Raw genomic sequence first — 13,529 nt, forward strand, 5'->3', positions numbered from 1 at the left:
GTGCCCTAGGCCTTGCGGGCGAGCAGGTGGATCTCCTGGAACTGCCGTCGGTCGGTGGGCTGAGGTTCGCGCACCATTCGGGCCACCTCGGCGAGCCCGTTCTCGCGCAGTGTCGCGGAGAGGTGATCCGGCCACCACCGATAGGCCGGCGCGACCGTGTGATCGAAGACCTGGGTGGGACGAGAAGGGTCGTCGCCGGCCGAGAAGCCGATCAGGAGGTGGCCGCCGGGGGCCAACACGCGGTGGAACTCCTTCAGGATCGCGGGGAGTTCGTGCGGCGGCGTGTGGATGACGGACCAGCGGGAGAGTACGCCGCCCAGCGTGCCGTCCTCGATGTCCAACGCGGCCATCGAGCCCACGTCGAACCGCAGGCCCGGATAGGCCTGTCGAGCCAGCTCGATCATCGTGGGAGAGGCGTCGACGCCGAACGCGGCCGTCCCCGACTCGTGCAGATGGGCGGTGACATGGCCGGGCCCGCAGCCCAGGTCCGCGACCCGTCCGTCCCCGCTCGCGCCGGCGACCTCGGCGAAGGCTCCCAGGATCGCGCGGTCCAGGGGACTGTCGCGCAACGTGTCGCGGAACATGCGCGCATAGGTGGGAGCGACGGTGTCGTAGGCCTCCCGGGTGGCGCTGAAGGCATCATCGTGTTCGACCATGCCGGTGACAATAGTTCCTGACGCCGGGATCAGCCGTTTCCCCGCGGAGGTTCGGGAAGTGGAGGGTCAGCGCGTCCTGCGGATCGAGGCCTGGTCGACCGGGGTGACCGACCGGACGAGATCCACCACCGGCCCGGTCCGTGGAGCCGGCGCGTCTTCGTTCCGCAGCCCGGCCGGCCCGCGTTCGTCTGCCGCTATCGGCTCCCCCGCTGTGTCAGCCGGCCCCGCTGTGGGAGTGTGCCTACGACCGGTTCTCGGCCGAGGAACATGGCCCGGACCTGGTGCCGGTGGAACTGCTGGACGGCACGGACGACCGGGAGCAGTCGGTCTCGTGGAGGGCGGGGGCTTTCACGGGAGGCGGGGGGAGCGCCTCCGCAGGTCCGGACCGCTCCCGTCTCACACATCCGAACTGCCTTGTCCCGCCAGCGAGTCGACGAGTGCCAGGGCGTCCTCGACCGAACCCGCGGGGTCGTCGAGGGGGTACAGCACACCGCGCACCGTGCGGGAGGAGTCGAGGACGAGGGTGAGGCGTTTGAGCCGGTCCACACCCGCCGCGCGGAAGGTCGGCAGCCGCAGCGCCGCGGCGAGCCGCAGCTCGGCGTCGGACAGGAGCGGGAACGCGATCCGCGCGTGTTCCGCGAAGGCGGCGAGCTGGTCGGGGCGCTGGGTGCTGACTCCGCGCACGCTCACGTCACGGTCCGCGAAGGCCGCCATCCGGTCGCGGTAGGTGCACGACTCCAGTGTGCAGCCGCGGGCGCCCGGGATCCGTTCCCAGCCCGGCGGGTAGTCCTGGCCGCCGGGGGCGTAGGCCCCGGGGAAGCAGTACAGGACCGTCCAGGCCCGGTCGGCGGAGACCGGGTCCACCTGCTCGCCCGCCGGGCCGGCGAGTCGGAGCTCGGGAAGCCGGCGCCCCACCAGGGCGCGCACGCGCCGGGTCTCGGCGGAGTCGGCCGTGCTGGTGGCCGAGAGGACGCCGTCGCCCATGACATGACGGGCGCCCCAGTCCTGGAGGGCGACGAGGACCGGCAGCAGGCCTCGTCCGGCCGGCGTGAGGTGGTACTCGTACCGCGGAGGGCGCGGACTGTAGAGGCGCTTCTCCAGCACCCCGTCCGCGGTGAGGGTCCCCAGACGCGCCGTCAGCACCTTGCGGCTGATGCCGAGTCCGTCCCTGAGCGCGTCGAACTGGTGCGTCCCGCCCGCGATGTCGCGCAGCAGGAGCAGCGTCCACGGGTCACCGACCACGGCCAGCGCCTGCGCGATCGCGCAGTCCGGGTCACCGAGCTCTGTGTATCGCATGATCCATGAGTATAGTGAGTTCCCTAAAGAGACTCACTCGACGGGCGTTGACGGGGGCGGGCATGACGACGGCGGTGCGGGGACGCGCGGAGAAGGACGGGCAGCCGGGCGGCGCGGCGCGCGCGGCGGCCTTCTGGCGGTACTGGGGCGCGTCCACGGCGAGCGGGATCGGCGACGCCGTGACGGCGGTGGCCCTGCCGCTGCTCGCGGTTCTGGTGCTGCACGCCTCGGCGTTCGAGGTCAGTCTGATCACGGCCGCCTCCTTCGCCTCGTGGCTCCTCATCGGCCTGCCGGCCGGGGTCCTCGTGCATCGTCTGCCGCTCCGCGGGACCCAGGTGGCGATGGACCTGGCCCGGGCCGTCGCGGTGGCCTCGGTGCCGGTGACCGCCGCGCTCGGTGTGCTGAGCCTGGCGCAGCTGATCGTCGTCGCGCTGGTGGTCGGGCTGGCGTCCGTCGTCTTCGACATCGGCAACTCGACCTTCCTGCCCTCCATCGTCAGCAAGGAGGAACTCACCGCCCGCAACAGCCTCACCTCGGGGACCAGGGCGGCGACCCAGCTCGGTGGCCCGTCCCTCGGCGGCGTGCTGGTCCAGCTGCTCGGCGCGGCGACGTCGATCGCGGTCGACGCGGTGAGCTACCTCGTCTCGGCCGCGCTCATGGGCAGCCTGCCGAGGGTCGCGCACCCCGCTCAGGAGGGCCCGCGGCGCGGCATGGGCGAGATGATCCGCGAGGGCTGGCGGTACGTCACCCGTCACCCCGTCATCGGGCCCTGCGCGGCGGACGCGACCGCCGTCAACTTCGTCTGCGGCGGGCTGATGGCGCTCACCCCGGTGTTCCTGGTCCGCACGCTCGACGCGCCGCCCGCCCTGGTGGGCGTGCTCATCGCGACCGAGGGTCTCGGCACCCTGGCCGGTGCGGCGCTGACGCCCTGGATCGTGGCCCGTCTGGGCAGTGGCCGTGCGCTGCGCTGGGCCGCGGTCGCCTCCCCGGGCTTCGCGGCGCTGATGCCGCTGGCCGGCCACTCCGCGGCGCTCCTCCTGTTCGCCGTGGGGAACGGCGGTTTCGCCGCCAGTGTGGTGATCACGAGCATCGTGACCCGCACCTACCGGCAGACCGCCACACCCCCGGAACTGCTGCCGCGCGTGATGGCGACGGTCCGCTTCATCTCCTGGGGCGCGATCCCGTTCGGCGCGCTCGCCGCGGGAGGCGCCGCCGCCCTGTGGGGCGAGCGCGCCTCGTTCGCCCTCATGGCCGTGCTCTCCCTGGTCAGCCCCGCGATCCTGCTCGCGAGCCCTGTCCGCCGCATGCGCGAACTCGCCTGAACGGACGGGCGGCAGCAAGGACTTCGCCCGCCGGCCCCCCACTGACAATCCGCCGACCTGCGCGAACGCGCGGGGCCGGTGCCGTGGGACGGCCTGGGCGGCCGGAACGGCCCGGGCGCACGGCTCAGCAGTGACAGAGCACGTCGACGACGACGGCCTCGGGGTCGAGGTCGTCGAGGTGGCGGTTGCCCCGGTCCCAGTAGCCGTCGGTGTCCGCGTCCGTCCACGAGCCGTCGAGGGTGATCAGGGCGAAGCCGGGCACGGTGCCCTGGATGGCCCGCAGGCGGTTCTCCTCGTGCTGTCGCGCGAAATACGCGACCGGGTCGTTGAGCAGGAACGACGTCCCGAAGTGCGGGTCCCCCGCGACGGCCCGCCGCGCCACGTCCTGGACCAGCGGCTGGGCCAGGTGCTCCCGCTTCGCGTCGGCCAGGGAATACCCCTCCGGATCGGCCTCGTGGCGAGCGACGAAGTCGACGAGCGGGCGGGCCGGGGGATGCGCCGCGGTCAGCTCGTTCCAAGCGGCGAGCACAGCGTCGTGTTGGCGGGACGCTCGTTCCCGCATGGCCTCGAAGTCGAGCAGGCCCCGGGGTCCGCCGTAGCACTCCAGAGGCCGAGAACGTCCAGCCGGGCCTTCCTCGGCGGCACGGTCGAGGCCGTGACGAGCCTGCGGTCTCCGTCGTGCCGGGGCAGCACCAGAGAGGCGGCGCCCGCTCCGGAGTCGATACTTGAGGCACAACCCGCACGCTCGTCACGTCCGGCGCGACTGGCACGACGAGCGCATCCGCCGCCCCATGGGCCTCTCTCCCGGCGATCTGAGTACCTGGACCCCCTCCCCGGGGCCCCTCCCCCCGGGCCTGAGTACCTTCTGAGTACCCACGCTCATGCCGTGCGGCGGGGCCGCGGCCCACACTCCGGACCATGACACACGTTCCGTCACCGGCCGACGAGCTGCGGCTCATCGACACCGAACTGTGGCGGCTGGACGCCCGCCGCGCCCAACTGCTCGCGCGCCGGGCCTGGTTGATCGCCCATCTCCCCCCGCCGCTGCCGGGGCACCCGCCGCGGCCCGGCCCGGTGCCGCACGCGGCCACGCCCTCGCGGCCCCGCACCGAGGCCGCCGCGCCGCGCGTGCAGAACATGCTGCTGCTCCTGGGCGGCCTGCTGCTGACCGTCGCGGCGATCGCGTTCACGCTGGTCAGCTGGGGACACCTGGGGATCGCCGGGCGCTCGCTGGTGCTGGGCGCGGTCACGGTGGCCGCCCTGGCCGCTCCGCTGCCGCTGCTGGGACGCGGTCTGCGCTCGACGGCCGAGGCGGTGGCGGGACTCGCGCTGGCGCTCACGGTGCTCGACGCCTACGCGCTGCACGCGGTCGCCCTCGCCGGCGTGGACGGCACGGCGTACGCGGCCGGGGCGTCGGCGGTGCTGGCCGCCGTGTGGACGGGGTACGGGCTGTGGCCCCGCGCGTCGGCGCTGCGGCTGCCGCTCCCGGCCGCGCTCGCCGCGGCCCAACTGCCGTTGCTGCTGTGGGCGGTGGCGGCCGACGCGGGGCGGATCGGGATCACCGCCGCGCTGCTCGTGACGGCCGCGTGCGACACGGCGGTGGCGCTGCGCGCGGCGGCCGTGCCGGTGCGGATCGCCGCCGTCGTCGGCGCGTACGGCCTGGGGGCCTGGGGCATGCTGGGTGCGGCCTGGCTGTCCTGGACGGCCGGCGGTCCGGGGACCGGCGCCTGTGCGGGCGGGCTGCTGCTGTTCGCGGCCGGCATCGCGCTGGCGGCGGCCCGGGGGGACCGGTCCGAGGGGCATGCCGTCGGGCTGTGCGTCGCGGTGGGTCTGCTCGCCGTGGTCGCGTTCGGCGGCGTCGTCCGCCCGATGCTGCCGGCCGTCTGGCTGGTGCCCGTCCACCTCGCCTTCGGCATCGCGCTGATGGCGGCGCTCAAGGGCGAGTGGACACCGAAGGCGGTGCGGCGCGGCCTCGTCCTCGCCTCCGCGACCGTGCAGGGCCTGGCGGTGCTGTCGGCGCTGCCGCTGCTGGTACTGGTGCTGGTGGGGCCGGCCGGCTGGGCTCCACGGCTCTGGTCGGGGGCGCCGGACGGCGCCCGGGAGGCCGTGACGGTCGGTGCGCCGTGGCTGCCGCAGTCTGAGGCGGCGCCGTTGGTCCTGGCCGCAGTCGCCGCCGTCCTCGTCCTCGCGGTCCGCGCCCCGGCGTGGCGGTCCTGGGCCCTGGTGGACGCGCTGGTGCTCGGGTGGGCCGCGCTGATGGTCCTGCCGGAGGTGCTGGACGTGCCCTACCCGGCGGCGCTCGTGCTGGAGGCGGCGGTGACGGCGGGGCTGCTGGCGGTGGCGACGTGGTCCCGGGCGACGGAGGGGACCGGCATGCTCCCGGCATCGGTGCTCGCCCTCGTCACGTCCGTCTCGCTCGCGTTCCTCGCGTTGCCGATCCGGTCCGCGACGCTGGGGATGCTCATCGCGCTGACGGCGCTCTTCGCGGCGGCGGCGTTCAGGCGGCGCCTAGCGACGGTCGCGGCCCCGGCCGCGCTCGGCCACGGCACCGCACTGGCCTCCGCGGTGGGCGCGGCGGCGGGCTGGGCACCGGGGCACACCGCGCTGCTCGTGCTCGTCGTCCCCGCCGTCGCGGCGCTGCTCGCCGCACGGGCCGCCGACGCCCGGACGACCGTGGCCGTCGAGGCGACGGGCGCGGTCGCCGGTCTCCTCGCGGTCGGACTGGCGGTCACCGACGCGGCGACGCTCTCCCTGGTGCTGTCCCTGTCCGCGGTGATCGCCGCCGGGACGGCCGTGCGCGCCGACCGCCGCCCCGTCGCCCACGCCGCCACCGCGCTGTTCGCGCTGGCCGCCTGGGTGCGCCTCGTGGGCTGGGGCGTCACGGCGCCGGAGGCGTACACGCTGCCGGTGACCGTCCCGGCGCTCGTGGTGGGCGCGTTGCGCCGGCGGCGCGATCCGCGGGCGTCGTCGTGGGTGGCGTACGGCCCTGGTCTCGCCGTCACGCTCGTGCCGAGCCTCGTGGCCGCCTGGGCGGACGGGCACACCACCCGCCCGTGGCTGCTGGGCGCGGCGGCGCTGCTGGTCACCCTGCTGGGCGCCCGGCACCGGCTTCGGGCGCCGCTGCTGCTGGGCGGCGGGGTGCTCGTGCTGGACGCGCTGCACGAGCTGGCCCCCTGGCTGGCGCAGGTCGCCGACGCCCTGCCCCGCTGGGTGCCTCCCGCACTCGCCGGGCTGCTGCTGCTCGCCGTCGGCGCGACGTACGAGCGGCGGCTCCGGGACGTACGGCGGGTGCGGGAGGTGCTGGGCCGGATGAACTAGGGTGCCTGCCGCGGCACTTGCCCGTCACGGGAGCGGCGGGCGGTGCGGCCTCGGCGGGGCTCGGTCAGGTCACCGGCCCCGCCCCCGGTCACGAGGTGAGGCGCCGGCCCCGACCCGGTCGGAGGGCGAAGCGCCGGCCCCGCCCCGGTCACGGGGTGAAGCGCTGGCCGGCCGAGCCGTCGCAGTTCCGCAGGCGCAGGGGCTGCCGGTCGGCGGTCTGGGTCAGGCACAGCCCGGTCGCGGCCGACGGCCGGATCGTGCCGCCGTCACGGACGAACTTCTGGTTCGCCGCGCCGGAGCAGTTCCAGATGATCAGCGCGGCGCCCGCCTGGTACCGGGCGCCCGGCACGTCCAGGCAGCGGTCCTGGGTCAGAGCGGTGTGGAAGGTGTGCCGGGCGGAGTCGTACCACCAGTCCTGGTTGCGTGTGCCGCCGCAGTCCCAGCCGAGCACCGCGGTCCCGTCGGCGCTCTGCGAGGAGTCCACGTCGACGCAGTCGCCGGTCGCCTGGTTGCGCACCGGCCGGTACACGTCGTCCCATGCCTGCGGGAAGAGCGTGGGGGCGCCGGAGGAGTCGACGTCGGCGCACGCGCCCTCGCGCAGCCCGGAGTCGTAGAACTGGGTGAGGCAGGACGCGAAGGCGGCGTGGCCGCGCGCGTTGGGGTGGAAGGACTGCCGTACGGAGTTCTCGTCCGGCAGACCGGGCTTGGACAGGTCGATGTAGAGGCCGCGGGCCCAGGTGTTCTCCGTGCACACCTCGTGGCCGTTGAACAGGCGCGAGTCGTCGAGGTAGAACGCACCGGTGTCGGCGGCGGCCTCGCGGATGCCGCGTTCGAAGGCGGGGACGGCCACGTTGCGGCCCCAGGCGGTGTCCGAGTCGTAGCCGAGGCCGCCGCAGGCGAGCTTGCCGGGGAAGTCCGGGTTGTCGCGGAAGTCGGGGCCGATGGGGCTCGGGTAGCTCATGACGACGAGTTTGTAGTCGTCGTCGGCGTAACCGGCGTCGCGCATCACGGACTTGAGGTCGCGCACGGTCTGCTCGACCTTGGGGACCAGGGCGTCGACGCGGGCCTGCCAGCCCGGTGCGTACTTGCTCTCGCAGGGGCCCTGGGAGAGCAGGTAGCGCTCGACGCAGTCGGTCATGACGGGACCGAACTGGAGGTCGTCGTTGGCGCCCGCCACCAACAGCACCATCTTGATACGGGTGTTGCGGGCCTTGACGGCCAGGCTGTCGCTCTGGACCAGTTCGTCGGCGTACTGCTTCGTGCCCCCGATGCGGATGTTGCCGGTGTAGGCGCCGGAGCAGGCCACGTTGTAGGTGAGGTCCGCGGGGATGCCGGTGCGGTGGATGGCGGCGTCGGGCGAGCGGTGGCACCAGTTGGAGGGGCCGTTGGTCGGCGTTTCGTAGGTGCCGACGCCCTCGCCGGAGATCTCGCTGTCGCCCAGCGAGATCAGCGCGGTCCTTCGTTCGGCGAGGGGGCGCACGGCCGCGTCGCCGTAGAGCGCGGTGGCCTCCGCCGCGCGGACGGCCTCCAGATCGGGCGGGAGCGCGGTGACGGACGCGGTCCGTGTGCCGTCCGTTCCGGCGGCCGCCGCGGGGACGGCCGTGGACGCCGTCCCGAGCAGGCCGGCGGTCGCGGCGACGGTGGCGAGCGTCCACCGGAGTCTGTACCGGGAGTGTCGTCTCATGGGCACCTCCTGGTCGTGGGGTCACCCACGGTTCTTACTGGCCGGTAGGCGCTTTGGGAATACTCCCCGCGACAACTTCCGCCAGATGTCCGGCACGACGTCTTGAAGACACGCCCCGGCGGCTGATGTGATGCGCGGCACCGTGCGCACCGACGAGCCGGAGGTCTCCCTGTGCTGCGAACCACCTTGGCGACAGGCGCGGTCGTCGCCGCGCTGCTCGCTCCCACGACCGCGGACGCCGCCCCGTCCGGGCGGGACGTCCCCCCTCTCACCGACCGGTACGGGCGGGTCCTGACGCTGCGCGGCTGGAACGTCGAGGACAAGGAACACCGCGGTGACAAGGCCCTGACGGCCATCACCGAGCGCGACTTCCGCGACCTGCGGGCCAAGGGCTTCGACTTCGCCCGGCTGCTGGTCTTCTGGGACGACCTGGAGCCACGGCCCGGCCGGTACGGCGAAGACTACCTGCGGCGCGTCGGGCGCGTCCTCGACTGGGCCGCGCGCTACGACGTGAAGGTCGTCATCGACCTCCACCAGGACGTGTTCGGACCGGCGTTCGGCCACCGCGGCATCCCCGAGTGGGCGACCAGGACCGACGCGCTGCCGTTCACCGCGCATCCGGACGACTGGTTCGCCGAGTACTTCGAGCCGGCCGTCCAGCGCGCCTTCACCCACCTCTACGAGGACGCGGACCTGCGCCGTGCCCAGGCCCGCGCCTGGCACGTGCTCGCCGCCCGCTTCGCCCGCCACCCGGCCGTCCTCGGCTACGACCTGATCAACGAGCCGATGGGGGAACCGCGTCCGGGCGAGGACCTGCCGACGGCCGCCCGCCGGATCGAGCACGACCAGCTCACCCCGATGTACGACCGTCTCGCCGACGCGGTCCGTTCGGCCGACCCGGACGCCTGGCTCTTCGTGGAACCCACCCCGATCGTGGGCGAGGGCGTGCCGACCGGCCTCGGGCGCGTCGACGATCCCAAGGTGGTGTACGCGCCGCACTTCTACAACACGGCCATGGAGGCGGGCGCCGACTACGATCCGGCGGCCGGCTGGATCCCGGCGTACGAGGACGCCGTCACCCGCTACCCCGAGGAGTACGAGGTGCCGGTCGTGGTCGGCGAGTGGGGGCCGCTCGACAGCGACCTGCCGAACATGAACCGCTTCTACCGCGACGCGATGGCCTCCCTGGGACGCTACAGCTCGGGCTGGGCGGGCTACGTGTGGTGCCGGGGCGGCGGCTACTGCGCCCTCGACGACGCGGGCGCCTTCCGCCCCAACAAGGAGCTGACCGCCGAACCGTACGCGGAGGCGGTGGCGGGTTCCGTCCGCTCCGCCTCCTACGACGCCACGAGCGGCGTGTACCGGCTGGCGTACACCGCGGCGCCGCGCGGATGGCAGGTGACCGAGCTGTCGCTGCCGCCCGGGCGGTGGCGGATCACGGTCGGCGGGAGGGCGACCGTACGGCGCGGCGCGGCGGGCCGGGCGCGGGTCCTGGCCACCGCGGGCGGCCGGATCACCGTCACCGTCGTGCGCGACCCGTCCCCCGGTGTGCGCGGCGCGACCGTGTCGGCGCGCGACGCGTCCGGCTCGTCCTCCGGCGCGGCCGGCCTGTCCGTCGTCGTTCCCGGCCCGTCGTGACCGTGGCGCCCCGCGCGGCAGGGCGCCGTGCGGGGTGTCCCCTCGCGCCGCCGGTGGCGGGCCCCTCCACCCCCGCGCTGAAGTGGGCGAACGCGGTTGACGAAATCCCAGGCGAAAGTGATAGTTGCGTGCCGAACGAAACTGGGTGTTCGGCGTGTGCATCGGGGGGAACGTGCAGGCCGAGGAGCAAGAAGTCCGATCCGCGTACGCCTCGGCGTGTGCCGAGTTGGCGGCGGGCCGGTACGCCGAGGCGCGCCGCACCGCCACGGACGCGCTGAAGGCGGACGGCCCCGACGCCGGCCTCTTCCTGGTACTGGGACAGGCCCACGCGGCCGAGGACGACGACGATCACGACGACCGGGCCGAAGCCGCCTACCGGGACGGTCTGGAGGCGTTCCCCGACGACCTCGACCTGCTCGCGGCCTACGCCGAACTGTGCCTGGGCAGCGACTACATGGACCGGCCGGCCAGACACCGGCGCGGCCCCGAACTCACCGAACGGCTGCGGGAGCTGGCGCCCGGTTCCCGGCAGACGGTGCGCGTCGAGCGGATCGCGGCGGGCACGACGATGACGGCCGGGGCCAAGCCGGCGTCGCCGGTGCGGGCCCAGACGTACGACGCGCGCCTGGTGCTCGCGGCCGTGGGCGATCCGGTCTCGGCCGCCGCGCGAGCCCGCGCCCACGCTCAGGGGCGGCCCGACGACGACCGCCTGGCCACGCTCGCCGAGACGCTCACCGCGCTCACCGGCCCCGGCCGCGCGCCCCTGCGCTGGATGGTGCGCCATCCCCTGCTCGTGCTGGTGATCCGTGCGGCCCTGTGCGTCGCGCTGGTGCTGGCCGTCCCCGCGTTCCGGTGGAACAGCTGGGTGTTCCTGTCGGTCGTCGTCACCTCCGTCCCGGCGGCCCTGCTGCGGACGCTGCTGCGCCGGGCACGCGACCGTGCCGGCAGCCGCCCGGCTCTCGCCGTCGCCGCCGAGACCGCCGGTGTCCCGGACCTTCCCGTGCTGCCGCCGGTCCCGGCGTTCTCCCGCCGCGAAGCGGCGGTCGCGGCTCTCGCGCTCGCCGCGGTCCTCGCGGCGCTGACGGCTTCGGGAATCTGGCGCTACCAGCAGTACACCGCCTACCCGCGGTACACCGTCGCGGCGCCGGACAGCATCCAGGGCTACGAACGGCTGCGGGACACGACGGTCCAGCAGTTCGTGGACGACACCATGGGCGAGGACTTGGCGGGCACCGGCACCACGTCCTTCAGCTTCGTGTACGGCAGGGAGACCGAACAGCAGCCCGGGCGCCCCGTGTTCACGGTGTTCGGCTGGGTCGGCGACTTCCACGAGATAACCCCCGACACGCTCGGGTCCGTCCAGGACAGCTTCCGCACGGGTCTGAGCGCCACGGGTGTGACCACGGAGAAGACCTGGTCCGCCGATCCCGGCCGGCTCGGCGGCACCCTGCGGTGCCTGTCGTACCGGGCGGTGGACGGCCAGTGGGTCGACGTGTGCACCTGGGGCGACAAGGGCAGCGTCGGCACCGTTCTGTCGCCCGCGTCGGACCGGGGCCCCCAGGCCGCGGCGGACCTCGCCCGAGCCGTACGGGAAGCGGTCCTCCACCAGGACACCTCCGCCGACTCCGCCTGAACCGCCGGGCAGCCGCCCGCCGCTGTCGTCACCGTTCCGGATCATGGACCGGCAGCGACCGATCCGAGCTCGCTCCGGCTCGGGGAGAGGACCGAGGGAGGCCCGCAGGTTCTTCTAGGCGAACTTGCTTAGGGAATCCGGGAGTTGCCGGGCAAGTGCGTGTTCAGCGTGTGGGAGGCGGGATGACGGGTGTGGTGTTCGAGCGGCTGGAGCGTTCCGAAGAGGCCGTGAAGCGATTGGAGGCGGTCGTTCCCGTCTACCGGGAGGTCTATGCGGAGCCGCCGTACCGCGAAGGCCCGCGGGATGCGGCCGGCTTCCTCCTGCGGGCCCGGCGGCAGGCCACGCGCAGCGGCTTCCGGCTCGTCGTGGCACGGGACGACGATGAGCTGGTCGGGTTTTCGGCCGGCTACTGGCTGCCCGCGGACACGGGCTGGTGGCGTGCCGTTCAGGAGCCGCTCCCGGGGGCTTTCGTGCAGGAGAGCGGCAGGAGGACCTTCAATGTGGCCGAACTCGCGGTCCGCAAGGCATGGCGACGGCGGGGCATCGCCGCGGAGCTGCACCGGCGTCTGATCTCGGGTCTGGAGGCCGAGCGCGTCACGCTCACCGTGCGGCCGGAGCCGGAGGCGGCGCCCGCACGGGCGGCGTACGCCGCCTGGGGCTACCGAAAGGTCGGCCGGGCCCGGTACGGGGACGGCTCCCCCGCTTATGACGTGCTGGTGTCGTCCCCGCGCTGAAGATGCCCGGTCGAGCGAGGCGGACGGTCGGGCGGGGCGGACGGGAGGTGGTTCGCCGGGACTCGCGCACGGCTACTGGGCGGCGATCTCGGCCGCCGCCGTGCTGCGGCCCTTGGTGCGGCCCGGCTGCGGCCCTTGGTGCGGCCCGGCGTTGCCGGCCGCCGACGCGGAGCTTCACGCGGTCGCGGACGTGGAGCTTCGGGCAGTCGCCGACACGGAGCTTCGGGCAGTCGCCGACGTGGAGCCTGGGGCGGTGGAGAAGGCGGGCCGGGGCCCCCGGCTGCGGCACGCTCCGCCCGACAGGCCCTAGTGGCGCGGCAGGTGACGTTTGCCGGTCGAGGAGCGGCGTCCGGTGCGTGCTCTCGCCGTGCCGGCCGGAAGCCCTGGTACTGGACGTACTCGGGCTTTCGGCCGGTGCGGCGAGTGGGGGTCCCCCCTGCTCGAAGAGCTTGGGGGAGGCGTGCCGGGCGTCGCGACGGGGCGAACGTCGCCTGTTGCGGCACTAGCATGGGCGTCGGCCCGCCCGGCGCTCGTCGGGGCGGGTGGTGTGCCGGGAAGTCTGGTCGGCGGTGTTGTCGTCGTGCCCGGAAGGCTTGCCGTGTCTTTCTCGTCCCGTCCTCGTCCGTGTGCCCGTGCCGTCGTACGGGCGGGTGGCGAGCCGGTTCACCGCGGGGCCGGCGTCCCCAGGAACAGGCTCTCGCGAACGCTCGCTCGCGGCCCGGACGCGCGGGAGGCGACCTGAGCGGGGTGCTCCCCCGGCTCGCCCCCGGCCGGACCCCGGTGCCGTGCTGCGACCGCCCCCGCCTGTCGTGCCGCCGACCGCCGCGCCCGCCTCACCGGGTGTGCGGTGCGCCCTCGCGCCTCGCCGCTCCCCTCCCCCTCCCGACCAGCAGTTCCCGACCAGACGAGAGTCCAACCGTGCCTCCGCAGAAGCCCTCGCCCAGTCCTCAGGAATCGATTCAGCAGGTCCTCGCCTGCTTCGACGCCTATGCCCGTGCCCGAAGGGCGCGCGACAGCCTGCTGCCGGCCGGCCGGGTCTCCCCCCGGGAGGAGGAGCGCGTATTCGACGAACTCCGACGGGCGATCGAGCGGCTGCGCAACTCCACCCGCTGACCGCTCACCGGCCGGCGGCCCGGCGAAGACCGCGTTGGTCGGCGCATCCGCGCGAGGTCTTCCCGGGACCGGCGTACGGTCTCCTCCCACCCGCCACGGGCCGGACAGGGGCCGGCCGTCCTCCGGCGCTCGCTC

General features: G+C 74.4%; 10 protein-coding genes. 6 read left to right on the plus strand and 4 right to left on the minus strand.

Annotation, left to right across the window (positions count from 1 at the left end; all coding sequences use genetic code 11):
* Positions 1-5: 5 nt before the first annotated feature.
* Both ACH5A8_RS32025 and ACH5A8_RS32030 read right to left on the minus strand, forming a co-directional pair.
* Positions 6-656 carry a class I SAM-dependent methyltransferase gene (locus ACH5A8_RS32025; RefSeq protein ID WP_399007499.1) on the minus strand — a complete coding sequence of 217 codons (651 nt, stop codon included), beginning with the start codon at positions 654-656 and terminating at the stop codon, positions 6-8.
* Between the two features lie 396 nt (positions 657-1,052).
* Positions 1,053-1,952, minus strand: a complete 900-nt coding sequence (locus tag ACH5A8_RS32030; RefSeq protein ID WP_399007500.1) for a winged helix-turn-helix transcriptional regulator — start codon at positions 1,950-1,952, stop codon at positions 1,053-1,055.
* A gap of 62 nt (positions 1,953-2,014) precedes the next feature.
* On the opposite strand from ACH5A8_RS32030, the gene ACH5A8_RS32035 reads away from it, so the two are divergent.
* Positions 2,015-3,274 carry an MFS transporter gene (locus ACH5A8_RS32035; RefSeq protein ID WP_399007501.1) on the plus strand — a complete coding sequence of 420 codons (1,260 nt, stop codon included), beginning with the start codon at positions 2,015-2,017 and terminating at the stop codon, positions 3,272-3,274.
* A 124-nt stretch (positions 3,275-3,398) separates the two neighbouring features.
* Here the strand turns inward: ACH5A8_RS32035 and ACH5A8_RS32040 are convergent, their stop codons facing one another.
* Positions 3,399-3,803: a hypothetical protein gene (locus tag ACH5A8_RS32040; protein ID WP_399007502.1), complete on the minus strand. Its 405-nt coding sequence runs from the start codon at positions 3,801-3,803 to the stop codon at positions 3,399-3,401.
* Between the two features lie 389 nt (positions 3,804-4,192).
* Here ACH5A8_RS32040 and ACH5A8_RS32045 point away from each other — a divergent pair, with 389 nt between their 5' ends.
* Positions 4,193-6,592 (plus strand): SCO7613 C-terminal domain-containing membrane protein, encoded by a 2,400-nt coding sequence (locus tag ACH5A8_RS32045; protein WP_399007503.1) that lies wholly within the window; start codon positions 4,193-4,195, stop codon positions 6,590-6,592.
* Between the two features lie 148 nt (positions 6,593-6,740).
* Here the strand turns inward: ACH5A8_RS32045 and ACH5A8_RS32050 are convergent, their stop codons facing one another.
* Positions 6,741-8,276, minus strand: coding sequence for a ricin-type beta-trefoil lectin domain protein (locus ACH5A8_RS32050; RefSeq protein ID WP_399007504.1), 1,536 nt, complete (start codon positions 8,274-8,276; stop codon positions 6,741-6,743).
* 171 nt (positions 8,277-8,447) lie between these two features.
* Here ACH5A8_RS32050 and ACH5A8_RS32055 point away from each other — a divergent pair, with 171 nt between their 5' ends.
* The 4 genes from ACH5A8_RS32055 to ACH5A8_RS32070 all read left to right on the plus strand — a co-directional run bounded on the left by ACH5A8_RS32055 (position 8,448) and on the right by ACH5A8_RS32070 (position 13,394).
* The gene (locus tag ACH5A8_RS32055; protein ID WP_399007505.1) at positions 8,448-9,914 is read left to right on the plus strand and encodes a cellulase family glycosylhydrolase; all 1,467 of its coding nucleotides are present in this window, start codon (positions 8,448-8,450) and stop codon (positions 9,912-9,914) included.
* A gap of 124 nt (positions 9,915-10,038) precedes the next feature.
* Positions 10,039-11,547: a hypothetical protein gene (locus ACH5A8_RS32060; protein WP_399007506.1), complete on the plus strand. Its 1,509-nt coding sequence runs from the start codon at positions 10,039-10,041 to the stop codon at positions 11,545-11,547.
* Positions 11,548-11,729: 182 nt separating this feature from the next.
* A complete protein-coding gene (locus ACH5A8_RS32065) occupies positions 11,730-12,281 on the plus strand; it encodes a GNAT family N-acetyltransferase (protein ID WP_399007507.1) in 552 nt (183 codons plus the stop codon).
* Positions 12,282-13,199: 918 nt separating this feature from the next.
* Complete coding sequence (locus ACH5A8_RS32070) at positions 13,200-13,394, plus strand: hypothetical protein (RefSeq protein WP_399007508.1); 195 nt, start codon at positions 13,200-13,202, stop codon at positions 13,392-13,394.
* Positions 13,395-13,529 lie beyond the last annotated feature (135 nt).

It is taken from the genome of Streptomyces sp. NPDC018610, assembly GCF_044391765.1.
In the GTDB taxonomy this organism is placed as follows: domain Bacteria; phylum Actinomycetota; class Actinomycetes; order Streptomycetales; family Streptomycetaceae; genus Streptomyces.

Excerpts from the sequence above, each read along its gene's own strand:
- ACH5A8_RS32025 (WP_399007499.1), bottom strand. The coding sequence starts at position 656 with ATGGTCGAACACGATGATGCCTTCAGCGCCACCCGGGAGGCCTACGAC.
- ACH5A8_RS32065 (WP_399007507.1), top strand. The coding sequence starts at position 11,730 with ATGACGGGTGTGGTGTTCGAGCGGCTGGAGCGTTCCGAAGAGGCCGTG.
- ACH5A8_RS32045 (WP_399007503.1), top strand. The coding sequence starts at position 4,193 with ATGACACACGTTCCGTCACCGGCCGACGAGCTGCGGCTCATCGACACC.
- ACH5A8_RS32035 (WP_399007501.1), top strand. The coding sequence starts at position 2,015 with ATGACGACGGCGGTGCGGGGACGCGCGGAGAAGGACGGGCAGCCGGGC.
- ACH5A8_RS32050 (WP_399007504.1), bottom strand. The coding sequence starts at position 8,276 with ATGAGACGACACTCCCGGTACAGACTCCGGTGGACGCTCGCCACCGTC.
- ACH5A8_RS32030 (WP_399007500.1), bottom strand. The coding sequence starts at position 1,952 with ATGCGATACACAGAGCTCGGTGACCCGGACTGCGCGATCGCGCAGGCG.